The organism is Streptomyces filipinensis (genome assembly GCF_014649495.1).
Classification (GTDB): Bacteria; Actinomycetota; Actinomycetes; order Streptomycetales; family Streptomycetaceae; genus Streptomyces; species Streptomyces filipinensis.
On the sequence record NZ_BMTD01000003.1, the window covers coordinates 283,858 to 309,386 of the forward strand.

Consider the following 25,529-nt stretch of genomic DNA (forward strand, 5'->3'; position numbering starts at 1 on the left):
GGCGCGGCCGGACTTTCTACAACCCTTTTCCAAAACCCTTGTCGAAAGTCCCTCCGAGCCCATAGCCTGGCGCCCGCGCCGGTGCCGATGTCGCCCCGGCCTGGCCTGGACGGGACGGGAGGGGCAGCCGCGTGAAGCGCACATCACGTGACATCCGCACCGCGAACCGCTACGAGGTGCTGCGCCAGATCATCGCCGAGTCTCCCACCTCCCGGCAGGACCTGGCCGCCGCCACCGGGCTGAGTCTCGCCACGGTGGCCACGCTGGTCGGCGAGCTGCTGGACCTCCGCATGATCACCGAGGTCGGGTTCGAGGACTCGGCCGGCGGCCGGCCCCGCGGCCTGGTGGCCGTCAACGCGTCGGGGGGCGCGCTGATCGGCGTCGACATCGCGGAGACGTACGTCCATGTCGAGCTGTTCGACCTGGCGCTGAACGTGCTGGCCCGCGCCGACGAGGACATGCGGCCCGGCGAGAGCCGCCCGGAGCAGGTGGTCGGTCATGTGGCCGCCGCCGTCGGCTCGGTGGTGGCACAGGCCGGCATCGAGGCGGCCCGGGTGCTCGGCGTCGGGGTGAGCGTGCCGGGCCAGGTGGACCGGGACACCGGCGTCGCGGAGTACGCCCCCAACTGGGACTGGCACGACGTGCCGTTGCTCGACCTCCTGGCCGAGCACATCGCGTACCCCCTGCACCTGGACAACCCGCTGCGCGCCTGCGCGGTGGCCGAGCTGTGGTTCGGGGCCGCGCGGGGCCGGGGCGACGCGGTCGTGGTCAATCTGGGCACGGGTGTCGGCGCCGGTCTCGCCCTCGGCGGCGGCCTGCACCGGGGCGTGAGCAACAGCGCCGGCGAGTGGGGCCACACCACCCTCGTGCTGGACGGACGGCTGTGCCACTGCGGCAACAACGGCTGCGTGGAGACGTACGTCGGCGCCCCCGGCATCATGCAGAACCTGCGCGAACTGAGCCCGCGTTCCGCGCTGTTGCACCCCGAGGACCAGACGGCCACCATCGACGCGCTGGCCCGCGCGGTCGCCGCGGACGACCCGGTGGCGGTCAAGGCGGTCCGGGACACCGCCCGTTACCTGGGCGCGGGCATCTCCGACCTGATCAATCTGCTCAACCCCGAAGTGGTCGTGCTCAGCAGCTGGGTCGCCGCCCGGCTGGGCGAGCCCCTGCTCGGCGAGGTCCGCCAGGCCGTCGCACGGCACGCGCTGCGCCGGCCGCTGGCAGCGACCGAGATCGTCCTCTCCCCGATCCCCACCGACCCGGTGTCCCTCGGCGCGGCCACCTTCGCGCTGGAAGGGGCGCTGCAGTCCGTCGGGCAGCGGCAGGCCCCCAGCAAGGGCACTCCCAAGCGCACCGCCCCCGCACGGAGCCGTACCGCGCCGCCTTCATGACGACGGACGGGATGGACGTGCCGCGCCCCGCTGGACATCCCTGCCGCTGACGGCCTCGGCCGCGCCGGCCGTCACCGGGCCCCTCCCTCCTTCCCCGGCCGGGGGCCGCCGGTCACTCCACTGGCCCCGCGGCCCTCATCTGCCTTTCCCCCGCCGGTCGTTCGGGATGCCGAACCGGACACAACGCTTCGCACCGACTTCGTCCAACCCCTTGCCGAAGCCTTAGCCGAAGGTTAGCGTCCCGCCCCAGCGTCAGCCGCGTTTCGACAGACAAGGACGTCAGCATGTCGGCAGTGAGCAGCAGCAACTGGGACCGCCGTTCGATACTCCGGGCCGCCGTCGGTCTGGCCGTCGCCGTGCCGCTCGCCGCGTGCGGCGGCAACAACGGCCGGGGCGCGGGCAGCGGATCGGGCACGCAGCTCACCCAGATGTTCCACGCCTACGGTGAGGCGGGCACGGAGCAGGCGGTCAAGCGCTACGCCGCCGCGTACGAGAAGGCGAACGTGACCACCCAGTGGATCACCAGTGCCGACTACGAGAGCAAGCTCTTCGCCACCCTGCTCACGAAGAACGCGCCCGACGTCTTCGAGTTCCACCCGCAGATCCAGATGGTCAGGAGCGGCCAGGTGGCGGACCTGAGCGACCTCGTCGACCCGGTCAGGGAGGACTTCAACCCGGCGGACATCACGTCCCACACGGTGGACGGCAAGGTCTACGGCATCCGGATGATCGACGACCCGCAGTTCTTCTTCTACCGGCCCTCGCTCTTCGAGAAGGCAAGGGTCAAGGTCCCCGAGACCCTGGACGAGCTGATCGAGGCCGCCGCCAGGCTCACCACCGGCAAGGTCAAGGGCGTGTACCTCGGCAACGACCTGCACGCGATCGTCAACCCGCTGATCTGGTCGGCGGGCGCCGACACCCTCGACGCCAAGAACGAGATCGCCTACCACACCCCCGCCGTCGTCGAGGGCCTGAAGAAGATGCGCAAGCTCTTCGCCAGCGGCCATCTGCTCCTCGGTGCCCCGACCGACTACTGGGACCCGTCCTCGCTCAGCCAGGGCCTGTGTGCCATCCAGTTCTGCGGCATGTGGGCGATGCCGCAGTTCCAGAAGGCGCTCGGCGACGACCTCGGCGTCTTCCCCTTCCCGAAGACGGCCGACTCCGGCAAGCCCTCGGTCTACAACGGCGGCTGGTCGATGTTCGTCAACGCCAAGGGCGACCACGTCGACGCGGCCAAGGAGTACGTCAAGTGGCTGTGGATCGACCAGAAGAAGGACCAGGAGGACTGGGCGACCTCGTACGGCTTCCACATCCCGCCGCGCTCCTCGATCGCCGCGAGAGCCACCCGGCTCAAGTCGGGTCTGCCCGCGCAGGGCGTCAAGCTCTTCGACGAGTTCGGGCACTTCGACAACATCGGCTGGACCCAGGCCATGATGAGCGCCACCTGGGACGTCATCGCCGACTGCGTCCGCGAGGACGGTGACCCGGAGGCCGCGCTCGACAAGTGCGACAGGGCCGTGAACCGCGAGCTGAAGAAGCTCTTCGGATAGGCCGGCGGACGGACCACGACATGTCGACGACCACCAAGGCCGCCCTCGCGCCGCCCGCACCGGCGAAGACCCGGCCGGCCAGGACCCGGCGGGGCCTGCGGGGCAGCCGCGCCTTCAACTTCTGGCTCTTCATCAGCCCCTTCCTCCTCGGGCTGATCGTCTTCATCTACGTCCCGATCGGCTGGAGCGTCTACCTCAGCTTCTTCGACGCCCGCTTCACGGTCACGCCGAGCACGTTCATCGGGTTCGACAACTACACCTACATGCTGACGGACCCCAAGTTCGTCCACTCGCTCGGCACCTTCACCGTCTTCGCCGCGTTCATCGTGCCGACCACCTGGGCGGTGTCGCTGGGCCTCGCCCTGCTGGTGCACCGGCTCAGGTTCCTGCGCGCCTTCTTCCGCTCGGTGTTCTTCCTGCCGACCGCGTGCTCCTACGTCGCCGCCTCGCTCATCTGGAAGATGTCCCTCTTCAGCGGCGTGCGCTTCGGCCTGATGAACACGGTCATCGGCTGGTTCGGGAGCGACGACGTCGCCTGGCTGGCCAGCCCGGACCCGCCCTGGTACTGGCTGGTCATCGTCACGGCACGGCTGTGGCTCCAGTCCGGCTTCTACATGATCCTCTTCCTGGCCGCGCTGCAGAACATCCCCGGGGAGCTGTACGAGGCCGCAGCCATCGACGGCGCCAGGCGCGGCTGGCAGACGTTCCGGCACATCACCCTGCCCCAGCTGCGCGCCACGTCGACGGCGGTGGTCCTGCTGCTGCTCATCGCCGCCTACCAGGCCTTCGACGAGTTCTACAACCTGCTCGACAAGACCACGTGGGGGCGCCCGCCGCTGGTCGAGCTGTACTACACCGCCCTCGGCCAGGAACAGGACTACGGCGCCGGCAGCGCGGGCGCCGTCATCCTGACCGCCCTGATCGTCCTCGTGACCCTGTTCCAGGGCAGGCTCATGGGCTTCGGAAGGGGGGAGGAGTCCAAGTGACCTCGAAACGCGGGGGCGGGGTGATGGGCAACACCGGCCTCTACATCGCCGGTGGTGTCGCCACCGTCCTCTTCCTGATCCCGTTCTACGTGCTGCTGCGCAACGCCCTGTCCACGGACGCCCAGATCACCGGGGAGCACTGGGAGTTCTTCCCCACGCACCTGCAGTGGGGCAACATCGGCGACCTGTTCGACGACACCTCGGTGCCGTTCGCCCGGTCGCTGTGGAACTCCCTCGTCGTCGCCGTCTCCATGACGGTCGGCATCCTGCTGGTGTGCTCCCTCGCCGGATACGCCCTGGCCCGGATCCCGTACCGGCACGCCAACAAGATCTTCTACGCCGTCCTGGGCACCCTGATGGTCCCGACCTCGGTGACCTTCGTACCCAGCTTCGTCCTGGTGTCCTCCCTCGGCTGGGTGGACAGCTACCGGGGCCTGATCGTTCCGGGCCTGTTCAGTGGTTTCACCTGCTTCCTGTTCCGGCAGTACTTCCTCGGGTTTCCCAAGGAGCTGGAGGAGGCGGCACGCGTGGACGGGCTCGGCCACTGGGGCGCGTACTGGCGTGTCGTCGTGCCGAACTCGCTGAACTTCTTCGCGGCGATCGCGACGATCACGTTCATCAACGGCTGGAACGCGTTCCTGTGGCCGCTGGTCATCGGACAGGACCCGGACTCGTGGACCGTCCAGGTCGCGCTCTCCTCGTACATGACCAACCAGACCGTCGTCTTCCACCAGATCTTCATGGCGACCGCCATTTCCATCCTGCCGCTGCTGTTCGTGTTCCTCTTCCTGCAGCGCTGGCTGGTGCAGGGGATCGCGCAGAGCGGTATCAAGGGCTGAGCTAGGAGACCGATGTCGTTGAGCACCCACACCGTCACCGACTACGTCGAGGACGTCTCACCCGGCTCGGGGGCGCTGCCCCCGCGCCCCTGGTACGCGTCCTCGGATGCCACAAGGCTTTCCCTGAACGGCGCCTGGCGGTTCCGGCTGTCGCCGACGGCCGACGCCGAGGACGACTCCTTCGCCGAGGAAGGGTACGACGCCGGCGGCTGGGCGGAAGTCCAGGTCCCCGGCCACTGGGTCCTCCAGGGACACGGCTCACCGATCTACACCAACCACCTCTACCCGTTCCCGGTCGACCCGCCGCGCGTGCCGACCGAGAACCCGACCGGCGACCACCTGCGGGTCTTCGACCTGCCCCAGGACTGGCCGGACCTCGCCGAGGGCGGCGCGGTGCTGCGCTTCGACGGGGTGGAGTCCTGCGCCCGGGTGTGGCTGAACGGCACGGACCTCGGCGAGTTCAAGGGGTCCCGGCTGCCGCACGAGTTCGCGGTCGGCCATCTGCTGCGGAGCGCCGGCAACGTGCTGGCGGTCCGGGTCCACCAGTGGTCGGCCGGCTCCTACCTGGAGGACCAGGACCAGTGGTGGCTGCCCGGCATCTTCCGTGACGTCACCCTGCTGCACCGCCCGGCGGGCAGTGCCCTGGACTTCTTCGTGCACGCCTCCTACGACCACCGGGCCGGCACCGGCACCCTGCGCGTCGACTCCGACGTGGCCGGCCGGGTGACCGTCTCCGAACTCGGCATCGACCTCGCGACCGGCGAGAGCGCGACCGTGCCGGTCGAGCCGTGGTCGGCGGAGACACCGCGGCTGTACACGGGCGAGCTGGCCACCGCGGGCGAGCGGGTGCCGCTGCGCATCGGTTTCCGCACCGTGGCGCTGTCGGACGGCCTGATCAGGGTCAACGGCAGGCCGGTGCTGTTCAAGGGCGTCAACCGGCACGAGTGGCATGCGGAGAAGGGCCGCGCGCTGGACCTCGCCACCATGCGCGAGGACGTGCTGCTGATGAAACGGCACAACGTCAACGCCGTCCGCACCTCCCACTACCCGCCGCACCCGGCCTTCCTCGACCTGTGCGACGAGTACGGGCTGTGGGTGATCGACGAGTGCGACCTGGAGACCCACGGCTTCACCGAGCAGGGCTGGCGGGACAACCCCGTCGACGACGACCGCTGGACCCCGGCCCTGCTGGACCGGGCGGCCCGCATGGTCGAACGGGACAAGAACCACCCGTCGGTCGTCCTGTGGTCCCTCGGCAACGAGGCCGGCACCGGCCGGGGCCTGACCGCGATGGCCCAGTGGATCAAGAGCCGGGACGCCTCCCGGCTCGTGCACTACGAGGGCGACCCCACCTGCCGGGACACGGACGTGTACGCCCGCATGTACGCCGACCACGCCGAGGTCGAGCGGATCGGCCAGGGGCTGGACGGTGGCACCCACAAGCGCCGCCGACTGCCCTTCATCCAGTGCGAGTACGCCCACGCCATGGGCAACGGCCCGGGCGGACTCGCCGACTACCAGCGGCTGTTCGAGTCGTACGACCGTCTCCAGGGCGGGTTCGTCTGGGAGTGGATCGACCACGGCATCGCCCATCCGGAGCTCGGCCACGCCTACGGCGGCGACTTCGGCGAGGAGCTGCACGACGGCAACTTCGTCTGCGACGGCCTGCTCTTCCCGGACCGGCAGCCCTCCCCCGGGCTGGTCGAGTTCAAGAAGGTGATCGAACCGGTCGGCATCGCCGGTGACGCCGGCGACGGCACGGTCCGGATCACCAACAAACAGGACTTCGCCGATCTGTCGGCGCTGGCGTTCTCGTGGTCGTACGAGGTCGAAGGGGAGCCGGTCCGGTGCGGCACCCTGTCGGTGCCGGAGCTGGCACCCGGGGAGAGCGCCGAGGTCAAGCTGCCCGCGCCGCCGGACGGGGCACCGGCCGGCGAGGCCCACTGGACGGTACGGGCGGTGCTCGCGGCCGACACCCCCTGGGCGCCCAGGGACCACGTGGTGGCCTGGGGCCAGGTGCCGGTGGCACAGCGGCAGACTCCGACGGTCGCGGCGACGGCCCGGCCGGTGTCCGGCGACGGGGTGATCAGCCTCGGCCCCGGCACCTTCGACGCCCGCACCGGCGCCCTGAAGGCCGTCGGCGGGGTGCCCGTCTGCGGGCTGCGCCTGGACGTGTGGCGGGCCACCACCGACAACGACGACGGCGCCCCCTGGCAGCCCGACCTGCGCTACGGACTGCTGTGGCGCAAGCTGGGCCTGCACCGGATGCGGCACCGGCTGGACGCGGTGGAGCGCGGGGCCGACGCGCTGACGGTCCGTACCCGAGTCGCGGCGGCGGCCTGGGAGATGGGCCTGTCGACCGTATACCGCTGGACGTCGGACGGAGATCGTCTGCGGCTGAAGGTGTCCGTGACACCGGAGGGCGACTGGACGGTGCCGCTCCCCCGGCTCGGCGTCCGCTTCGGACTGTCTGCGGCCGACCGTGTGCAGTGGTACGGCGGCGGCCCGGGAGAGGCGTATCCGGACAGCAGGACGGCGTCGAGGGTCGGCCGTTGGCAGTCGACTGTAGACGATCTGCAGACGCCGTACGTCCGTCCGCAGGAGAACGGCGCCCGCGCCGACGTCCGCTGGGCGGAGCTCGGCGGACTGCGCATCGAGGGCGCCCCGGAGTTCTTCCTCACCGCCCGCCGCTGGACCACCGAACAGCTGGACGCGGCCACGCACCGCACGGACCTCGTCCCCGGTGACACGGTGTGGGTCAACCTCGACCACGCCCAGCACGGCCTCGGCTCCCAGTCCTGCGGTCCCGGCCCGCTCCCCCCGTACCACCTGCGGGCCGAGCCGGCCGCGTTCTCCTTCGTGTTCTCCACCGCTCCCGCCCCGCAGACCAGTTGACCGGCACGGCCCTGAGGCCCACCGCGGCCGGCCGGCTCCGCACATGACGTCGACCGCTGGGGCGACGGCGAGCGGGTCACCGGCCCGGCTCGCGGTGCGGCTGGTGTTCGTGAGGCTCGGGGGGCGCAGGGTGGCTGGATGGCGCGGATCCCGGCGATCCGGGCGGCGCCGAAGCCGCGACAAACCGGGCGTGCCGTACGCCCCGATCAGCTGAGCCCGCCCCCGGGGCGACACCCACAACCTAGAGGCCCTAGGATAATCACTAGGTACCCAAGGTGGAGGTGCCCCCAGGGAGGAGGTGTCGGATGGCCCGTGCCGGAATCACGGTCGAGCGGCTGGTCGCGGCGGCGGCCGAACTCGCCGACGAGACGGGTTTTCCCAGCGTCACCCTGTCGGCGCTGGCCCGCCGCTTCGGTGTGAAGGACGCGAGCCTGTACTCGCACGTCCGGGGCCTGGAAGACCTGCGCACCCGGCTCGCGCTGTACGCCGGCGGCGAGCTGATCGACCGGATCGCGCCGGCTGTGGCCGGCCGCGCCGGCAGGGACGCGCTGGCCGCCTTCGCCGGCGCCTACCGCGCCTACGCCCTGGAGCACCCCGGCCGGTACGCGGCCACCCAGATCCGAATCGACCAGTCGCTGATCGCCGATTCCCCGGCGATGCGCCGCACCGCCGAGATCACCTACGGCATGCTGCGCGCCTACGACCTGGACGAGCCCGACCTGACCGATGCCGTACGCCTGCTGCGCAGCACCTTCCACGGCTACTGCGCCCTGGAGTCCGCCGGTGGCTTCGGCGCCGGCCGGGACGTACAGGCCTCCTGGGACAAGGCCGTCGACGCCCTGCACCTGGCCCTGGAGCACTGGCCGCGCGAGACAGAACGGAAGAACACCGGTCATGACTGAGGAACTGCACTACGACGTGACGGGCAGCGGTCCCGTGCTGCTCGTCCTGCCGGGCGGGGCCGGGCATCCGATGGGGCTCGGGCCGCTGACCGAGCGGCTGGCCGCGCGCTTCACCGTGGTCACCTACGACCCGCTCGGCCTCGCCCATGGCCGGCTGGGCCGGCCGGTGCCCGAGCAGCGGGTGGCGGACTGGAGCGAGGGCGCGCACCGGGTGCTGGAGGCGGAGCTCACGGCGGGCGAGTCCGCGTATGTGTTCGGGACCAGCTCCGGCGGTATCGCCGCCCTGGACCTGCTGGCCCGCCACCCCGAGCGGCTGGCGCACGTGGTCGCGCACGAACCGCCCGTCGTGGCGCTCCTCGCGGACGCGGCCCGGCAGCGGGCGGTGTTCGCGTCCGTGTGCGACACCTATCGGAGTGCCGGGTTGCGGGCGGCCGGGGCCCGGCTGGCCGCCGCGCTCGACGGCACACCCGCGCCGGCCGCGGAGGGCGCTGACGCCCAACCGCCCACTCCTGACGAGGAGTCGGCCTCCCCCATGGGGATCTTCCTCAGCCGCGTCCTGCAGTCGTTCACCGCGTCCGCGGTGGACACGGCCGCCCTGCGGTCCGTCGCCGCACGTCTCACCCTGGCCGCGGGCACCGCCTCCCGCGGCGGGCTGCTGCACCGTACGGCCACGACGGCGGCCGAGACGACCGGCGCCGCGTTCACCGAGTTCCCCGGCGGTCACCTCGGCGTGCTGGAGCATCCCGAGGGGTTCGCGCGGCGCCTCGTGGAGACCCTGTCCGCGTCCGGGAGCCGGGCCACCGGGCGGTAGTCACCCTTCGGTGGCGGGGTGTCCCTGTCCCCAGGCCCAGGCGAGGCGGTCCACGCCGGAGGCGTTGGTGGCGGCCAGGCCCAGGTGGGTGCCGCCGCGTCCGCGCCGGGGAATCGGGCTCCGCCGGGGTGGGCGTCGCTGAACGCTTGTACGTCCCCGTACGAGGGAGTTGCACCCTCCGGCGCACGTCCGGCCGCCACGCGGGCCATCGCCTCCACGGCCGCGCCCAGCGCGCGCCGGTAGAGCAGCGAGCCGACGCTGACGCGGCGGACGCCGAGACCGGCGAGGTGGGCGACGGTGGGACCGGTGGGCGAGTAGAGGATGTTGAGGGGGACGTCGAGGTGCCGGACGAGGGCCGCGATCCGCCGGGGGTCGGTCAGTCCGGGCACGAACACCGCGTCCGCGCCCGCCTGCTGGTAGGCGTCGAGCCGCCGCAGGGTGTCCCGCTTGTGGCCGCCCCCGGACCAGTACGTGTCGGTGCGGGCGTTGACGAAGAGACCGGGTACGGCGGCCTTCACGGCGGCGATCTTGGCCGCGTGCCGGCCGCTCGGCCCCAGCCCGTCCTCCAGGTTGACGCCGGCCGCTCCCACGGCCCACAGCTCGCGCGCCAGCTCGGCCACGTCTCCGGGGTCCTGGCTGAAGCCGTCCTCGGCGTCGACCGAGAGGAGGCAGGGCCCCGAGCCGAGGGTCCGGGCGAGGCGCAGGGTGTGTGCGCGGGTCGCGCCCGCTCCGTCGGGCAGTCCCGCGGCCGCCGCCACGGCCAGGCTCGTCGTGCCGACCGCCGGGAAGCCCCGGGCGGCGAGCGCGCACGCCGAGGCATGGTCCCAGGCGTTGGGCAGCAGCAGCGGCTCGCCGGGCCGGTGGTGGAGTGTGGCGAACGGGGTCATGGCGGGCTCCGCGGTCATACGTCCACGCTAGGCGCGGGTCGTTTCGGTGCCCGCCGAACCGTTCGGGGCCGGCCGGGCAACCCCGCGCGCCCGCCCGCGCCACCTCGCGCGTCCGGAGGGACTACCCCGCCCGCTCGGCCGCGCTGCGCTCCACGCAGAACTCGTTGCCCTCGGGATCGGCGAGGACCGCCCAGCCGGTGCCGTCGGCGTTGCGCCGGTCGTCGACCAGGGTGGCGCCGAGGGCGAGCAGCCGCTCGACCTCCCTGTCGCGGCTGCGGTCCTGGGGCTGGAGGTCGAGATGGACCCGGTTCTTGACGGTCTTGGTGTCCGGCACGGTGACGAAGAGCAGGCCGGCCCCCTCGATCAGTGCCATCGGGTCGCCCGGGTGGTCGTCCTCGTGCAGGGGCTGGTCCAGCACCCTGGACCAGAAGCTCCCCAGGGCGTAGGCGTCGGCGCAGTCGATGGTCATGTGACGGATCGTGGAGGACATGTGCCGGGAGTCTCGCGGAGGGTGGCGGACAACGGCAACCCCGGCGGCGACCTTCCCGGCCCGGCGGCCCCCGCAGGGCACGGCGACTGCACGACGCCCGACACGCCACCGCCGGGTCCGGGTGGCCCGCGAGCCGCTGATCGCCCTGGCCGCGGCAGGGCTGCCGGCCGGGGCGTGGTGCGCGACCGCCGGGGCGGCGGCGCTGAAGAACGTCAGGTGCGACGCCGGCACCTGCACCGGCACCTTCGCGGGCACGCATCCGTGGCTCGTGTACGGGGACGGAAAGTTCGCAGGCGCCGACAAGGTGGTGGACGCGCGGACCACCGGTGACCTGGCGGTCCTCAAGTACCGCACCCTCACCTGGGCTTACGCGCCCGTCACCCCGGCCCACGCCACCCCGCTCACGGGCGCGTCACCGATCACGACGAGCGTGCGGATCGCCCGTCTGAAGCCGTGAGACCGACCCGTCGGAAGCGGTGAGACCGAAGGCGCTCTGCGCACCGGACGCCCAGCGGACGCGGACCTCGTGCTCCTCCCCCACCCGCACGGACACCAGGTCCGTGAGGGGCCGGGGATCAGGCTCGCCGGTGAGCCGGGCGAGCGCCACGAACAGCGTGGCCCCGCCCGCCCCGGTCTCCCCGGCCAGTGCCTGTGGTGTCTTCCCGCCCGGTCCCTGCGGCTGCGCCGCCAGACCCGACACCGGCACCAGGTCGGCCCGCAGCCCGTCCGGTGCCGCCCAGCCCGTGATCCGCACGGGTGTGCCGGGCTCGGCCCCGGCCACGAGATGGGCGCGTACCTCCACCGCTCCTTCGGCGAGCACGAGGCTCGTGACGGTGATCCCGTCACGCACGGTGTGCCGGGAGGCGATCCACCCCTCCCCCGTGCCGAGCGGCTCGATCCGGGTACGGCTCGGATCGCCGCCGACGATGACGCTGTTGTCGTACGACGCCGCGGGCGCGGTCGCGGTCGAGTAGGCGAGCCGGGTGTAGTAGGGGTCGTAGCGGACGTCCTCGCTGCCGTGGTTGTGCAGCCGGACCACGCCGTCCGAACGGGTCGACTGCAGCAGCCAGTTGGGGACGCCGAGCGGGTGCACCCCGTCCGCGCGGTCCGCGGGGCCGGGTTCCTCGGGCGCCGTCCACACCGCGTGCTCCGGGGGCAGCAGCAGGCCGAGAAAGCCCTTGCTCGCCCAGTACGGGGAGGCCGGGCCCGAGTAGCTCTGCACGAGTGACTCGTCGGGGCCGAGCCAGCCCAGCGGGAGCAGTCCGCGCTCGTCGACCGCGCCGCCGTCGAGGAAGTACCGCAGCGCGCCGGACGCCAGGCGCCGGGTCTCACCGGGTGACAGGGGAGTCTGGCCGATCAGGGCGCCCAGCCACAGCGGGGCCGTCGTCGCGAAGCGGTAGGTCAGGGAGCGGCCCTGGTGCAGGGGCGCGCCGTCGCCGCCGAACAGGCGGGCGTAGTCGGCGAGATGACGGGACAACCGTCGACCGTATACAGAAAGCAGTTCACCGTCGTCGGCCAGCCATGCGTGGAGGACCGTGTACAGATGCATGGCCCAGCCGTTGTAGTAGTCGAACTTCCGGCCGTCGCCGTCGGTGTACCAGCCGTCGCCGAGGTACCAGCCCTCGATCCGCTCCAGGCCGCGCTCGATCGCCTTGTCCGCGGCCTCCGGCCGGTGGCCGATCTCCTTCAGGAAGCCGCCGACGGTGACCGGGAACAACTCCCAGTTGCACGGCCAGGGTTCGGCGGTGAGGGCGTCCGCAAGCCAGTCGGCGGTGCGCTGCCGCACGGAGTCGTCCAGCCGGTCCCACAGCAGCGGCCGGGTCAGCCGCAGGGCGAGGGCGACGGACGCGGCCTCGACGAGCGGCTGGCCGCGGTCCTGGATACGGGGCCAGACCCCGCCCGGACCGGCCGCGAGGCCGTCGGCGTAGCGGCCGAGCGCGGTCTCGTCGCGGCGGAAGGCGGCCAGCAGCAGCGTACGGGCATAGCCCTCCAGGCCGTCGGAGAGGTGACCCGCGTGGCCCACCCGGCCGCCGGGGAGGTGGTAGAGGGCACGGTCGGGGGTGGCGTAGGGCTCGACGGCGGTCAGCAGGGCGTCGGCGGCGGCCTCCCAGTGGGCGCGGGTGTAACCGGTGACGGGACTCGACTCCCGGTCGTCGGCGGGCAGTTCGATCACGGCGGTGGCTTTCCTTCCTGGCGTGGCCTGGGACGCCCCGGTTCCGGTCGGGGCGCCCCAGGGCTTCATCCCACCCGCACGGCGCCCTCGGGCACCAGATGACGGGCGAGGAGTTCGTCGCGGACCAGGACCGCGTAGACGGTGGCGCCGTGCACGGAGGTGTGCGTGTTGTCGCGTTTCCCGCCGGAGAGGCAGAGCGTCTCGGAGCCCTCCGGTCCGAGGGACTCCACCAGCGCCTCGGTCCTCGCCGTGAGGTCGATCAGCGGGACGTGTCCGGCGGCGGCGACGGAACGGGCGACGGCCGGGAGATCCACACCGAGTCCGTTGACCGGCAGGGCGGTTCCGTCGTCCAGGGTGCCGTCGGCGTCGAACCAGCGGCGGACGACCGGGGTGACGAGCACCGGCGCGCCGCCCTTGTGATCGCCCGCGGTGCCGCCTCGGTGGGCCCGGCTGCCGCCGGCCCCGCTCCGAGCGCAGCACAGGGCGAGCAGGGGGGCGTGGAGGCGCCTCATCTCACCTCCCCCGCCTGCACGGTGTCGGCGACGGGGACGCCGAAGTCCGGGGTGCCGTCCGGCTTCCAGCCGAGCCTTTGGACGCGGGTGTGGCGGTTGGGGTCGTGCAGGGGGTCGCCGGTGATCTCCTTGTACGGACGGGCGTGATAGACGAGGACGTCGCTGTGGCCGTCCTCGGCGACGGTGAAGCAGTTGTGGCCGGGGCCGTACTGGTGGGTGGTGTCATCGCTGGTGAAGACGGGGACAGGTGACTTGGACCAGCTCCGGGCGTCCATCAGGTCGCTGCCGGCGCCGGCGGTCAGCAGGCCCATGCAGTAGTGCCGGTCGGTGGCGCCGGCCGAGTAGGTGAGGAAGACACGGCCGTGGCGCTGCAGGACGTACGGGCCCTCGTTGACCTTGTAGCCGACGCACTCCCAGTCGAGTTCGGGGGTGGAGAGCCTGACCTGGGGGCCGGTCAGGGTCCAGGGGTTGGCCATCTTCGAGATCCACAGCGCGGTGTTGTTGTCCATGCCGGGCTCGTGCTGCGCCCAGACCAGGTAGCGGGTGCCGCGGTGCTTGAAGGTGGTGGCGTCGAGGGAGAAGGTCTCCCAGGCGGTACGGATCTGACCGCGCTCGGCCCAGGTCCCCTGGAAGGGGTCCTGGTGGGCGTTCTCCAGCACCCAGATGCGGATCGCCCACACGTCCTCGGCCGGGGCGGAGGCGAAGTAGATGTACCACTTGCCGCCGACGCGGTGCAGCTCGGGCGCCCAGATGTGCGCGCCCATGGGGCCGGTGGTGTGGGCGCGCCAGATCACCGACTCGGCCGCCGTGGCGAGGCCGTTCAGGGTCCGGGCGCGTCGCAGGACGATGCGGTCGTACTCGGGGACGGTGGCCGTGAAGTAGTACCGGCCGTCGGTGTGGCGGGTGATGTGGGGGTCGGCACGCTGCTGGACCAGGGGGTTCACGTAGAGGGCGGCCCCGGGGGTGGCGGGGGCCGCCCGGGCGACGGCGGGGGCGGCGGCGAGGGCACCGGCGGCCAGCGCGGCGCTCTTCAGCATCAGTCTGCGGCTGGGGACTTCGGGCAGGTCGTGGGCGCGGCTCATGCGAACTGCCTCTCGATGGGGGAAGAGTCGGTATATCGAACGTCATCTGTCATCCCGAACATCGAAAAGGTAAGGGTGGGCCGGTACGCGGTCAATGGGGCCGGCGGGGAGGAACACAGGTCAGGCACGGCCCGGGGGCTGCTCACCTGCTGGACAGCGGGCGCCGGCCGCATTCCGCTTCGACTAGCGTCGGGACATGACCAGCACCTCCTCCCCCAGCCTCGCCGACGCCCTCGCCGCCGGGACGGTCGTGCTCGACGGCGGCATGTCCAACCAGCTGGAGGCGGCCGGGTACGACCTGAGCGACGAGCTGTGGTCGGCCCGGCTGCTGGCCGAGCGGCCGGAAGCGGTCACGGAGGCCCATCTCGCGTACTTCCGCGCGGGCGCGGACGTGGCGATCACCGCCAGCTACCAGGCCACCTTCGAGGGCTTCGCGCGGCGCGGCATCGGTCATGACGACGCCGCGCGCCTGCTCGCACGGAGCGTGGACCTCGCACGGGAGGCCGCCCGGCGGGCCGGGGACGCCGGTGTCGAGCGGCCGCTGTGGGTGGCGGCCTCGGTCGGGCCGTACGGCGCGATGCTCGCGGACGGATCCGAGTACCGGGGCCGGTACGGACTGAGTGTGGCCGAGCTGGAACGGTTCCACCGGCCGCGCATGGAGGTGCTGGCCGCCGCCGCGCCGGACGCCCTCGCGCTGGAGACGGTGCCGGACGCCGACGAGGGCGCCGCGCTGATGCGGGCGGTGCGCGGACTCGGGGTGCCGGCCTGGCTGTCGTACACGGTCGACGGCCGGCACACGCGTGCCGGGCAGTCCCTGGAGGAGGCGTTCGGGCTCGCGGCCGACGTGCCCGAGGTGATCGCGGTGGGCGTGAACTGCTGCGCACCGCAGGACGTCGAGACCTCGGTGGAGATCGCGGCGCGGGTCACCGGCAAGCCGGTCGTGGTCTATCCGAACAGCGGGGAGACCTGGGACGCCGGGGCGCGTGCCTGGACGGGGCACAGCCGGTTCACCCCAAAGCTGGTGGAGACATGGCGGGACGCGGGCGCGCGGCTCATCGGGGGCTGCTGCCGGGTGGGGCCGGAGGGGATCGCGTCGATCGCTCGGGCACTGGGCACGGTCTGAGCCGGTCGCCCCGCGCCGGCGGGCCTCTGCCGCCGGACGCGCTCGTCGGGTGGTGCGGGATTCGGTGGGGGCGGGTGGCGGGTGGCACTACGCGGGTGCGCCGGCCCGGCGGGCGTGGACCAGCGGGTCGATGCCCGGCCGGACCTGGGCCATCGGGCCGGTACCCGGCCGGACCTGGACCAGCCACTCGATGCCCGCCCGGACCTGGACCGTCAGCGGTTCCGGCCGCCGACCGAGCGTCGCAACCTCCGCACCGCCGCCGCCAGTTCGGCTCCGGGGGCCCGGATGTCGGAGGCGGGGGCGGGGGCGGGGACCGTGGGGGAGGTCTCCCAGAGGGCGACTTCCGCATCCCGTGGACCGTATGCGGTATACGGTCCACCGTCGCCGAAGATCCGCATCGGATGGGATGCGTCCCAGGCCTGCCAGCCGGGGTTCCCGGTCGTCGCGAAGCGGACCCAGGCCCCGTGCATCGCGTCGCACAGGTCGTGCGGGGCACCCTCGCCGGCCAGCTTCTTCGACTCGGGTGTGTCGCCACTGTCGAAGACGAAACCCAGCTCCAGGGCGTGGCAGGCGCCGAGGCCGGGCAGGCGGGACGGCCAGGCGAACTCGTAGAGGTAGGAGGATCCGGGGCGGGCGTCGGCGAGGCGGTGCAGCGGGACGCGCAGCAGGTGGTCGGTGACCATCTGACCGACGATCTCGGCGGTGCCGGCGTCCGGATGCAGGCTGCGGTAGCCGCGTGGCACCTCGTGTCCGGCGTGGCAGCGGGCCATGGCCCCGGCGAGGGCGACGGGGCCGAGCCGGTCGACGCGCTCCAGCAGCCCGCCGGGCACGAGCCAGAGCCGGTACTCGTCCCTCGTCCAGCCCATGAGCAGTTCGACGTCCTGGGCGGCGTCACCGTCGATGAGGGCCTTGAGCGGGTCGCGGGGCACGAGGTCGCCGTCCACGACGATGCCGAACTGGGGCCCGCCCAGCACCGGGCTGCTGAGCCGGCCGGCCTCGGCCTGGGTGCGCAGCAGCAGGTCGCGGTCGACGGCGGCGAAGGCCTCGGCGGTGGCGGGGATCCTCAGCCGGGCGGCCATGCGCCGCACCATGCGCCGCACCTTGTCGCGGTCGGAGACCTCCGGCGGGCCGCTCTGCAGCACCGCACGGCGGATCAGGCCGCGGCTGTGCGGGGCGGCGAGCAGCACGCCGGCGCTGATGGCGCCCGCCGACTGGCCGCACAGGGTGACCTGGCCCGGGTCGCCGCCGAAGGCGCCGATCGCGTCGTGCACCCAGCGCAGGGCGGCGAGCTGGTCGCGCAGGCCGGGGTTGGGGGGCGCGTCCGGGAAGAGTCCGTAGCCTTCGACGCCGAGGCGGTAGTTGACGGAGACGCAGACGACGCCGTCCCGGGCGAAGGTGGCGCCGTCGTACACGGGTACGGCCGAGGATCCTCTGGTCAGGGCGCCGCCGTGCAGCCATACGAGGACCGGGAGCCGGGAGCCCGGGCCGGGCTGCGGGGTCCATACGTTGAGGTTGAGGCAGTCGTCGCCGGGTATCCGCGGGTCGGACAGGTACTGGGCGAACGCCTCGGAGTACGGCGGTTTCGGCGCCGTCGGCCCGAAGGTTCCGGCGTCGCGCTCGCCGTCCCAGGGCTCGGGCGGCTCGGGCGGGCGGAACCGGCGGGGCCCGACGGGCGGAGCGGCGTACGGGATGCCCCGGAACACCGCGACACCTCGCTCGAACCGGCCGCGTACAGCCCCGTACGGCGTCCGGACCACGGGGTCCGCCCGGTCTGGTCCGGCCGTGGGATCCGCCTGGTCTGCCGTCATCACCCACCACCCCTTCGCCGCGCGCCCAATGCACCGGTGCACTCGTGCAGTGTGCAACAACAGAGCACCACAAGAGCGTCCGGTATTCCGGCGCACAGGCGCGTGGGAGAGCCGTTCGGGTTACGACGGTACGATGAGCGCGAAATCGGTTACGTACCGTACACGGCGGTTCGCCCTGGTTCCTGGTGCGGCTCTCGGGGGCAGCCGGATCCGCGGTGGAGGGGCGGAGGTGACGGGGCCGCGTCCGCGGGGGTGGCGGATGCGCCCGGAGCGGCGGGCAGCGGGACGAGGTCGGCCGCCCGACCGGAGCGGGGACGCGGAGGCAGCCCTGGCCCCGCACCTCCCCGTCCGGCCCCCGCCCCACCGATTGACCGCCGATTCCCGGCGCACATACGGTAGAACGCGCTTTCCGAAAACGTTTCTCCTCCCGTTCCGCCAGGAGAGTCATGCCCAGCCCCCAGCCGCCGCGGGCCGTGTTCGCGATGGATCCGGTGCACCTCCCGATGCTCTTCCCCCCGCCGCTCATGGCCCGGCTGAGGCGGACGGCCGAACTCGATCCGGCGCTCGTCGTAAGGGACTTCACCGATCCCGCGGTGGCCGGCGCCCTGGCCGCGGCCGAGGTCCTGATCACCGGCTGGGGCTGCCCGCACCTGGACGGCGGCGTCCTGGCCGCGGCCCCGGGGCTGCGGGCCGTCCTGCACGCCGCGGGCTCGGTCCGCTCCCTGGTCGGCGAGGCCCTGTGGAAACACGGCGTCACCGTGTCCAGCGCGGTCACCGGCAACGCCCTGCCGGTGGCCGAGTACACGCTCGCGATGATCCTGCTGCTCGGCAAGGACGCCTTCGAGCACCGTGAGCGCTACCGCCGCACCCGCACCCACCCGACCCCTGCCGAAACTGCGGCCACCGGCAACCTCGGCCGCCGCGTCGGGGTCGTCGGCGCCTCCCGCGTGGGCCGCCGGCTCATGGAGCTGCTGCGGCCGTTCGACCTCACGGTCCTGCTGCACGACCCCTATGTGAGCCCCGCCGAGGCCGCCGCCCTGGGGGCGAAGCCGCTGCCGCTGGAGGAGCTGCTGCGGCAGAGCGACATCGTCAGCCTGCACGCCCCCGACACCCCCGAGACCCACCACATGCTCGACCGGGCCCGGCTCGCGCTCATCCCGGACGGGGCCGCCCTGGTCAACACCGCGCGCGGGGCACTGGTCGACCAGGACGCGCTGACGCGGGAGCTGGTCTCGGGGCGCCTGCGCGCGGTCCTCGACGTCACCGAGCCCGAGCCACTGCCCGCCGGCTCCCCGCTGTACGAACTGCCCAACGTCTTTCTCACCCCGCACATCGCGGGCTCGCTCGGCAACGAGCTGCGGCGGCTGGGCACGATCGTCGTGGAGGAGCTGGAACGGCTGGCCGAGGGCGTGCCGCCCCGGCACGAGGTGCGGCACGCGGATCTGACCCGGGTCGCCTGACGCGCGGGGCCGGGACCGGGATCAGGACCGCCCCGCCACACCGCCGGTCTGCGGGTGCCCCGGGGTGTCCCGGGCCGCTCGCGGACGGGCGCCGGCATCTCGTCGGCCGTCACACCGCGGGCACTCAGGTGACGCACGAGGCGGGCGAGTGGGACAGCCCGGTGATCCGCCGCTTCGTCCGCGGCTCCTTTCGAAAGCCTGCCCGAGGCCCGCTGGGCCGGTCCGGCACTGACCACCGGCCGCCAGCCGTTCGGTGAGATGGCGGTGACCGCGCTCCGGCCGCTGGTGCGGATGATCCACGAAGAGCGCCCGGAGGGCATCCGTACCGAGCTGTCGACCCGGCTGGTGCCGCGCGCGAGCAGGGCCGCACCCCCCGGGCGGGGTCACCTTCATGAGACGGCGGGCGGCAACGGCCGGGCGCCTCCCCCCACGGGGTGCCCAGCCGTCGCCACAAGGGGTTGGGACAGCGGCGGTCAGTCCTCTCCGTGGTCGCCTGCGGCGCCCATGAAGGCTTCGACCACGTCCACGGCACTGCCGTCGTGGTCGCTGCCCGCGGTGCCGCTGCCGGTCTGGAGGTTGGCCGTGCGATCGACTTCCAGCCAGGAGTCGGCGTTGGAGTTGTCGACCACGGTGATCAGGCCCCCGGACGCGACGGCGGGTACGGCTCCGGCCCCGAGCAGGGCGGCTGCCGCGGCTGCGGCGAGGGCGAGCCGGGGTACGGCACCGGTCACGCGCCCACACCCTCGGGGGTGAGCCGGTCACGCGCGATGTTGCGTTCCAGCAGGGTGGTGGCGGCCTTCACGCCCACGCCGCCGGCGGGGTCCACCTCCGGCAGCCGGCCGTCGGCCGCCTTCAGGCTGCCGAGCGCGGAGTCCATCGCCTCGTGCGCGGCGAACAGGCAGGGGGTGCTGTAGATCGCGACGTCGACGCCCAGGTCGGACAGTTCGCCGAGGGACAGGCGGGGGGACTTGCCGCCGGCGATCTGGTTGAACAGCAGCGGCTTGCTGCCGACGACCTCGCGGATGCGCTTGATCCACTCGACGCTGCGCACCCCGTCCACCAGGACCACGTCGGCGTCCGTCGCGGCCAGCCGTTCGGCACGGTGCAGGATGTCGTCCTCCTCGGTGGCGTCCGTACGGGCGACCACCACCAGGTCCCCCCGGGTCTCCAGGACCCTGTGCAGTTTCTCCAGGTACTCCTCCAGGGGCAGCACCTGTTTTCCGTCGGCGTGACCGCAGCGGCGGGGCCGTTTCTGGTCCTCCAGGATCACCCCGGAGGCGCCGATGCGTTCCAGTCCCTCGACGACATGACAGGCGACCTCTGGATCGACGTAGCCGTCGTCGATGTCGACCAGCAGGTGGTGGTGCGGGAACGCGCCCCGCAACCGCTGGACGAAGGCCACCATGTCGGGCCAGGCGATGAAACCGATGTCCGGCAGCCCGTAGTACGAGGCCGCGAACCCGAAGCCCGAGACGAACATCCCGTCGTAGTGCTTGGCCGCGATCGACGCCGAGTACATGTCGTACACGCCGATCAGCGGTGTGGTCCCCGGCCCGGCAATGCGCTCGCGCAGCTTCTTTCCGTAACTCAAGGTCCGGCTCCTCCTCTGGGTGGGTGACGCGGGGCCGGACGGGCCACGCGCGTCTCGACGCCCTTTGCCAAGACAAGAGCATCTCTAGATATTCATGTGACCTTCCATGTACGCGAGCTTTACTCACCCCAATGGCGGAACCGGTTCACCGCAGAAACGTCACGCGTGAAGCCGCGGGGGCCGGCCGAGCCCGCCCTCGCCCGCGCGCGCACGGCGGTGACGGCGTCCGGGCGGAGTCGTGGCGGCAGTCCGTGGTGCGGGTGTACAGCGGCAGCGGCGCGGCCGTGCGACGAGCCTATGCCGCACGCGCGCCCTCACTCCAACTCCCCTGGAGCCGGGGGCAGGTGACCGAAACACCGCCCGGTGTACCGCTAGAACAGGCCTGCGGACCACGGCAGTTCACAGGCCCGGTCGTGGATGCGGCGGAGCCAGGGGCGGCGGACCTCGGGCAGTCGGGCCAGCGTGTGCAGGAACAGCCGCCGGTCGAAGACGAACGGGCCCCACGGGCGGAGCGGCAGCGGGTCGTCGCGCTGGACGTCGCGGGGCAGACCGCCGGTGACGGGCAGCCGCGACCGGTCGCGCGGGAACGCCAGGCCCGACCAGACGTCGGCGGGCAGCGGCACGGCCGGGGTGCCGGCGGCCGGCTGCCACGCCTCGCCGGTCTGCGGATGCACCGGCACCAGGGCGATGCCGCGGGCGCACCCGGACACGGCCGGCAGGCCGGGCCCGGCCAGGGACAGCGTCCGCCGCGGCGCACCGGACGGCAGCAGCCGGGCCAGCACGCGGCCGAACACGTCGGCGACGAGCCCGCCCGGCAACGCCACCGGCTCCCCCGCCGACGCCGCCAGCAGATGGGCCAGGGCCACACTCGCGCCCGCCTCCCAGTGCGGACTCCACCCACCGCCCGGTTCGACGGCAGGCGTGCTCCGCTCCTCGCGGTCCCTGAGCTCCCTGACCACGGCGTCCCAGCCGGTGACGGGGTGAGCGGGGCCCGGGAAGCGGCGTACGGCGGGCGGGTGGAGCCTGACCGCCTGCCACTGCGAGCAGTCGTCGATACGGGTCGCGACCGGCCGGCCGCAGCCCGCGCAGGCCAGATTGGGTCCGTCCCTGCCGTCCGGGCCCATGCAGGAGCCGTCGCACCGGCCGGGGACGAGTACCGTGCCGCGGACGTCGCCGGGCGCCAGGACGACCGAGCCCCGCGGGCCGAACGACAGAGCGGGCACCGGCGCGAACACGCCACGGGCCGCCGCCTCCCCGGCACCGGTCTCCTCCCACCGTCGCCAGGGCGGACCCCAGGGCTGCGCGTCGACGGCGTACGTCCCCGGCTCCATCAGGGCGGGCAGCATCACATGCCCGAAACGGTGCCCGGCCCGCGCGGGCAGAGCGACCCGCGCCAGCGGAACGGTCAGCTCCGCGCCGCACCCGGCACACACGAACACGTCTCCCAACAGCCACTCCCCCGGCGCCGACCAGCGGGATCCTCCCCGCCGGTCCGGCCGCCGCGCAACGCCTTTTCGGGGCGCTCGGGTGTCCGATTCCTTCAAGACCGGGCTGTCCGCCCGCGCCTACGGTCACGGCATGACTGCACAGTTCGCACTGATCGGCGTGGTGACTTCCGACATGGCTGCCTCGCTCGCCTTCTACCGTCGCCTCGGACTCGTCTTTCCCGAGGGATCCGAGGAGCAGCCGCACGTCGAGGCCGGGCTGCCCGGCGGCCTGGTCTTCGCCCTCGACACCGAGAAGACCGTCCGCTCCTTCTACCCCGGCTGGCGGCCGCCCCAGGGCCACGGGCGCGTGGGGCTCGCCTTCCGGTGCGGCTCACCCGCCGAGGTGGACGTCCGGTACGAGGAACTGGTGGCCGCCGGACACCACGGCGAGCTGAAGCCGTGGGACGCGTTCTGGGGGCAGCGCTACGCCACCGTGCACGACCCCGACGGCAACGGCGTCGACCTGTTCGCGCCGCTACCCGCCAGCGAGTAGCTGCCCGAGCGGCATGCCCGCCAACGCCCGTACCTCGCGCGCGAGATGAGGCTGGTCCGCGTAGCCCGCGCGGACCGCCGTCTCGGCGTACGGCGTCCCGGCGCGGGCCAGCGCCAGCGCCCGCTGCAGCCGCAGGATGCGGGCCAGGGTCTTGGGGCCGTAGCCGAACGCGCCCAGGCAGCGGCGGTGCAGTGCGCGGGTACCGATGCCGAGTCCGGCGGCCGTGGCGGCCACCGGGCGGCCCTCGCCCAGGCGCTCCACCAGCCGGTGCAGCAGCGGGTCGGGGGCCGTGGTGCGCTCGGCCCGCTCCAGGGCGATGTCCTCCAGTGCCGTCGCCGGGTCGGGCGCCGCCTCGACGCGGTCGCGCAGCCTCCGGACCCGGGAGGCGGGCCACAGGTCCGCCAACTCCACCCGCAGATCGCGCAGTTCGTGCGCGGGCACGCCGAGCAGGGCGGGCGCGGTGCCGGGGAAGAAGCGGACGCCTGCCCAGAAGCGGGGTGCGCCCTCGGGGACGTAGGGGCGGGTGTCGGGACCCGCGACCAGCAGCCGGCCCTCGCTCCACAGCAGGTCCATGCAGCCGTCGGGCAGAACGGGGCCGCCACCGGCCCCCTCCGGGGTGTTCGTCCACACGACCGCGCCGGTCAGCCGGGACGCTCGCTCCGCGTACACGGGCGCCAGCCTACGTCGCCGACGACGCCCGGCGCCGGGCCCGCGACCGCCCGCGCGGACCGGATGCCGGGCCGGAGGCCGCTGCGGACGGCGGTATGCGCAGGGCGCCGTTCGCCGCCGTCCGCCGTGCCTCGGCCGGATCCCCGGCGCCGCTCGCGGTGCCGGGGGCGCCGAACAGCGGGAGGCCGTGCCGGGTGCGGAAACGGCGGGCGTACGCGGCGGTGACCGCGGCGGCCACGGCGAGCAGCAGGAGCGAGAGGACGCGGGCCAGCAGGGGCACCACGTCGGTGGGCAGCGTGGCGGCGGCGAGCGTGCCGACACCGCCGTCGAGCAGTTGTTCGGCACCCCAGACCATGGTCAGGGCGCGCAGAGCCCGGCGGAACTCGGCGGAGTCCTGCCACATCCCCGCCCGTGTCCGGGCCGCCGGGCCACGGTGCAGGCGCTGTCCCAGCTGGAAGGCCAGCGGCCTGCCGGTGAAGCCGGTGCCGAGCACCCAGCCGCCGACCACCAGGGACAGCGCCGCGTCCTTGAACAGCAGGACCCGTGTGCTGCCACCGATCAGGCTGGTCAGCGCGGCGGCGGCCAGCAGCACCGTGAAGAACAGGTCCACGCCGTCGATGCGGCGCCGGCGCACCGCGCCGGTCACCAGGCGCAGGGCTGGCGGCGCACCGCTGAGCAGCAGGGCGGGGCCCTGGCCGGCGCCGAGGGCGCGTGCCGCGTAGTAGACGAGGAGCGGCAGGACGATGTCGGCGGCGACCGAGAGCAGCGGGCCACGGGCCGGCCCGTCCGTCCTCGCCCCCGTCCCCGTACCCGTGCGCGACCGCCACCCGCGGCCCGTCGTGTCCGCCCCGCCCATCCCACCCTCCGCCCGCTGGCCCGGCGCCACGCCGGCCGCCGCGCCTCGCGCCACGCCCTCCGCCTCCCCGCCCGGCGCCACGCCCGCCGGCTCCCTGCCCAAAGCCATGCCAGCCACCTCCCTGACACCCGCCGACTCCCTGCCCGAAGCCACGTCGGCCACCTCCCTGACTCCCGTCACGCCCTCCGCCTCCCCGCTCAAAGCCGCGCCGGCCACACCCGCCGACTCCCTGTCCCCCGCCGGGCCCGCCACCTCCCTGACCTCCCCCGCGCCCTTCGCCTCCGTGCCTCGCGCCATGCCTTCGCCTCCCCGCTCGCGTCCTGGGGCGTGCCGGTTCGGCGCCGTGCCCTCCGCCCCCTCGCTCCCTCGCTCCCTGTGCGAATCCACGCGGGAGGCTGGTGCCGGACGGCGACGGCCCGCGGAAAAACGCTAGGTGAGCAACCGCCCCGGGCGGATCGGAGCGCGGGTGGAGAGCCGGGTGGAAAGCGGGTGGAACACGGGCTCACTCACTGGGTGGAGACCGGTGTCGCCTCCCTCAGGGCCGGCCCCCGCCGTGGCCCGCCCGGTGTTCCTGCGGGCTCACGCCGTACACGCGCTTGAAGGCGGTGGAGAGGGCGAACGCACCGCCGTAGCCGACCTGGCGGGCGATGCTGTCGAGGGTGAGGTCGCTGTCGCGCAGCCGGTCCGCGGCGAGGGCGAGCCGCCAGCCGGTCAGGTAGGACATCGGGGGTTCGCCCACGAGGCCGGTGAAGCGGCGGGCCAGGGCGGCACGGGAGACCCCGGTCTTGGCGGCCAGCGCGGCCACCGTCCACGGGTGCGCCGGGTCGTCCTGCAGCAGGCGCAGCACGCGGCCGACGACCGGGTCGGCCAGGGCCCGGTACCAGGCGGGGGCCGCCGCCTCCGGGCGGGAGAACCAGGCCCGCAGCGCGCTGATCAGCAGCAGGTCCAGGAGGCGGTCCAGGACCACCTCCTGGCCGGGTTCGTCGCGGACGATCTCCTCGGCCAGCAGGGGTGTGAGCGGGCAGGCCCACACCCCGGCGGGAAGGGTCAGCAGGGGCGGCAGGGCGGCGAGCAGCCGCCCGCTGATCTCGCCGCGCATCAGGTAGGTGCCGATCAGCATCACCGTGGCGGCGTCGGGGCGGTCGCCCCAGGTGCGCACCCCGAGGTCCATGGAGCCGTTCAGCGAGGTGCCGTCGGGGTAACGGCACTCACCGCCGGGCAGGATCAGCGCCTGCGGCGCGGTGTCCGGCCGGTCGCCGCAGGTGTAGGGGTCCGGGCCGCGGGCGATCGCCAGGTCTCCGGGGCCGAGCCGCACCGGCACGCCGTCCGCGTCCGGGGTGACGCAGGCGGTGCCGCGCGCCATGACCATCACGGTCAGCGGCGCCTCGTCCTGCACGCGCACGGCCCACGGCGGGTCGAAGCAGGCCCGGATCATGAAGGCGCCGTGCGCCCGCGGACCGTCCAGCAGACCTGCGAGTGCGTCCATGGGGGCAGCGTAGACGCACGCATACGGGGGCGAGC

Annotated in this window: 21 protein-coding genes and 3 pseudogenes; 12 read left to right on the forward strand and 12 right to left on the reverse strand. The window is 73.4% G+C overall.

The window, feature by feature from the left end; genetic code table 11:
* Positions 1–131 precede the first annotated feature (131 nt).
* From IE244_RS09780 to IE244_RS09810, 7 genes are all read left to right on the forward strand, one after another.
* On the forward strand, positions 132–1,394 hold the full coding sequence (locus IE244_RS09780; protein WP_191872540.1) for an ROK family transcriptional regulator: 1,263 nt from the start codon (positions 132–134) through the stop codon (positions 1,392–1,394).
* Positions 1,395–1,678: 284 nt separating this feature from the next.
* Positions 1,679–2,944, forward strand: coding sequence for an ABC transporter substrate-binding protein (locus IE244_RS09785; protein ID WP_191872541.1), 1,266 nt, complete (start codon positions 1,679–1,681; stop codon positions 2,942–2,944).
* 20 nt (positions 2,945–2,964) lie between these two features.
* A complete protein-coding gene (locus IE244_RS09790; RefSeq protein WP_191872543.1) occupies positions 2,965–3,930 on the forward strand; it encodes a carbohydrate ABC transporter permease in 966 nt (321 codons plus the stop codon).
* A 23-nt stretch (positions 3,931–3,953) separates the two neighbouring features.
* A complete protein-coding gene (locus IE244_RS09795; RefSeq protein ID WP_191872912.1) occupies positions 3,954–4,769 on the forward strand; it encodes a carbohydrate ABC transporter permease in 816 nt (271 codons plus the stop codon).
* A gap of 12 nt (positions 4,770–4,781) precedes the next feature.
* Positions 4,782–7,664 carry a glycoside hydrolase family 2 TIM barrel-domain containing protein gene (locus IE244_RS09800; protein WP_191872545.1) on the forward strand — a complete coding sequence of 961 codons (2,883 nt, stop codon included), beginning with the start codon at positions 4,782–4,784 and terminating at the stop codon, positions 7,662–7,664.
* Positions 7,665–7,969: 305 nt separating this feature from the next.
* Complete coding sequence (locus IE244_RS09805; protein ID WP_191872547.1) at positions 7,970–8,566, forward strand: TetR/AcrR family transcriptional regulator; 597 nt, start codon at positions 7,970–7,972, stop codon at positions 8,564–8,566.
* Positions 8,559–9,377: an alpha/beta fold hydrolase gene (locus IE244_RS09810; RefSeq protein WP_191872549.1), complete on the forward strand. Its 819-nt coding sequence runs from the start codon at positions 8,559–8,561 to the stop codon at positions 9,375–9,377. Before IE244_RS09805 ends, IE244_RS09810 begins: the two co-directional genes overlap by 8 nt.
* Positions 9,378–9,520: 143 nt before the next feature.
* Here the strand turns inward: IE244_RS09810 and IE244_RS09815 are convergent.
* Positions 9,521–10,282, reverse strand: a pseudogene (locus IE244_RS09815) (isocitrate lyase/PEP mutase family protein); the annotation flags it as partial.
* Between the two features lie 103 nt (positions 10,283–10,385).
* Entirely contained in the window at positions 10,386–10,733 is a 348-nt protein-coding gene (locus IE244_RS09820) for a VOC family protein (protein WP_229854028.1), read from the reverse strand.
* A gap of 142 nt (positions 10,734–10,875) precedes the next feature.
* On the opposite strand from IE244_RS09820, the gene IE244_RS09825 reads away from it, so the two are divergent.
* On the forward strand, positions 10,876–11,211 hold the full coding sequence (locus tag IE244_RS09825) for a hypothetical protein (protein ID WP_191872553.1): 336 nt from the start codon (positions 10,876–10,878) through the stop codon (positions 11,209–11,211).
* Here the strand turns inward: IE244_RS09825 and IE244_RS09830 are convergent.
* From IE244_RS09830 to IE244_RS09840, 3 genes and pseudogenes are all read right to left on the reverse strand, one after another.
* Positions 11,167–12,924, reverse strand: coding sequence for a DUF2264 domain-containing protein (locus IE244_RS09830; protein WP_191872913.1), 1,758 nt, complete (start codon positions 12,922–12,924; stop codon positions 11,167–11,169). The two genes, IE244_RS09825 and IE244_RS09830, sit on opposite strands and share 45 nt — an antisense overlap.
* 68 nt (positions 12,925–12,992) lie before the next feature.
* Positions 12,993–13,343, reverse strand: a pseudogene (locus IE244_RS09835) (SGNH/GDSL hydrolase family protein); the annotation flags it as partial.
* A 92-nt stretch (positions 13,344–13,435) separates the two neighbouring features.
* Positions 13,436–14,521 carry a glycoside hydrolase family 43 protein gene (locus IE244_RS09840; protein ID WP_191872555.1) on the reverse strand — a complete coding sequence of 362 codons (1,086 nt, stop codon included), beginning with the start codon at positions 14,519–14,521 and terminating at the stop codon, positions 13,436–13,438.
* A 196-nt stretch (positions 14,522–14,717) separates the two neighbouring features.
* On the opposite strand from IE244_RS09840, the gene mmuM reads away from it, so the two are divergent.
* Entirely contained in the window at positions 14,718–15,644 is a 927-nt protein-coding gene (gene mmuM / locus IE244_RS09845) for a homocysteine S-methyltransferase (protein WP_191872557.1), read from the forward strand.
* A gap of 212 nt (positions 15,645–15,856) precedes the next feature.
* On the opposite strand, the gene IE244_RS09850 is transcribed toward mmuM, so the two are convergent.
* Positions 15,857–17,452 carry a carboxylesterase/lipase family protein gene (locus IE244_RS09850; RefSeq protein ID WP_191872559.1) on the reverse strand — a complete coding sequence of 532 codons (1,596 nt, stop codon included), beginning with the start codon at positions 17,450–17,452 and terminating at the stop codon, positions 15,857–15,859.
* A 446-nt stretch (positions 17,453–17,898) separates the two neighbouring features.
* Between IE244_RS09850 and IE244_RS09855 the strand changes: the two genes are divergently transcribed.
* Complete coding sequence (locus IE244_RS09855; RefSeq protein ID WP_191872561.1) at positions 17,899–18,912, forward strand: hydroxyacid dehydrogenase; 1,014 nt, start codon at positions 17,899–17,901, stop codon at positions 18,910–18,912.
* Positions 18,913–19,101: 189 nt separating this feature from the next.
* Positions 19,102–19,293 (forward strand): annotated as a pseudogene (locus IE244_RS41820) (substrate-binding domain-containing protein); the annotation flags it as partial.
* A gap of 92 nt (positions 19,294–19,385) precedes the next feature.
* Here the strand turns inward: IE244_RS41820 and IE244_RS09860 are convergent.
* From IE244_RS09860 to IE244_RS09870, 3 genes are all read right to left on the reverse strand, one after another.
* Positions 19,386–19,643 (reverse strand): hypothetical protein, encoded by a 258-nt coding sequence (locus IE244_RS09860; RefSeq protein WP_191872563.1) that lies wholly within the window; start codon positions 19,641–19,643, stop codon positions 19,386–19,388.
* Positions 19,640–20,503, reverse strand: coding sequence for an isocitrate lyase/PEP mutase family protein (locus tag IE244_RS09865; protein WP_191872565.1), 864 nt, complete (start codon positions 20,501–20,503; stop codon positions 19,640–19,642). Before IE244_RS09865 ends, IE244_RS09860 begins: the two co-directional genes overlap by 4 nt.
* A gap of 371 nt (positions 20,504–20,874) precedes the next feature.
* Positions 20,875–21,942, reverse strand: a complete 1,068-nt coding sequence (locus tag IE244_RS09870) for a hypothetical protein (protein ID WP_308436258.1) — start codon at positions 21,940–21,942, stop codon at positions 20,875–20,877.
* A gap of 139 nt (positions 21,943–22,081) precedes the next feature.
* On the opposite strand from IE244_RS09870, the gene IE244_RS09875 reads away from it, so the two are divergent.
* Positions 22,082–22,483: a VOC family protein gene (locus IE244_RS09875; protein WP_191872569.1), complete on the forward strand. Its 402-nt coding sequence runs from the start codon at positions 22,082–22,084 to the stop codon at positions 22,481–22,483.
* Here the strand turns inward: IE244_RS09875 and IE244_RS09880 are convergent.
* The 3 genes from IE244_RS09880 to IE244_RS09890 all read right to left on the reverse strand — a co-directional run bounded on the left by IE244_RS09880 (position 22,466) and on the right by IE244_RS09890 (position 25,494).
* The gene (locus IE244_RS09880; protein WP_191872571.1) at positions 22,466–23,152 is read right to left on the reverse strand and encodes a helix-turn-helix domain-containing protein; all 687 of its coding nucleotides are present in this window, start codon (positions 23,150–23,152) and stop codon (positions 22,466–22,468) included. The genes IE244_RS09875 and IE244_RS09880 overlap by 18 nt on opposite strands.
* 10 nt (positions 23,153–23,162) lie before the next feature.
* The gene (locus tag IE244_RS41825; protein ID WP_229854029.1) at positions 23,163–24,116 is read right to left on the reverse strand and encodes a VC0807 family protein; all 954 of its coding nucleotides are present in this window, start codon (positions 24,114–24,116) and stop codon (positions 23,163–23,165) included.
* 427 nt (positions 24,117–24,543) lie between these two features.
* A complete protein-coding gene (locus IE244_RS09890) occupies positions 24,544–25,494 on the reverse strand; it encodes an AraC family transcriptional regulator (protein ID WP_191872573.1) in 951 nt (316 codons plus the stop codon).
* Between the last annotated feature and the right edge of the window lie 35 nt (positions 25,495–25,529).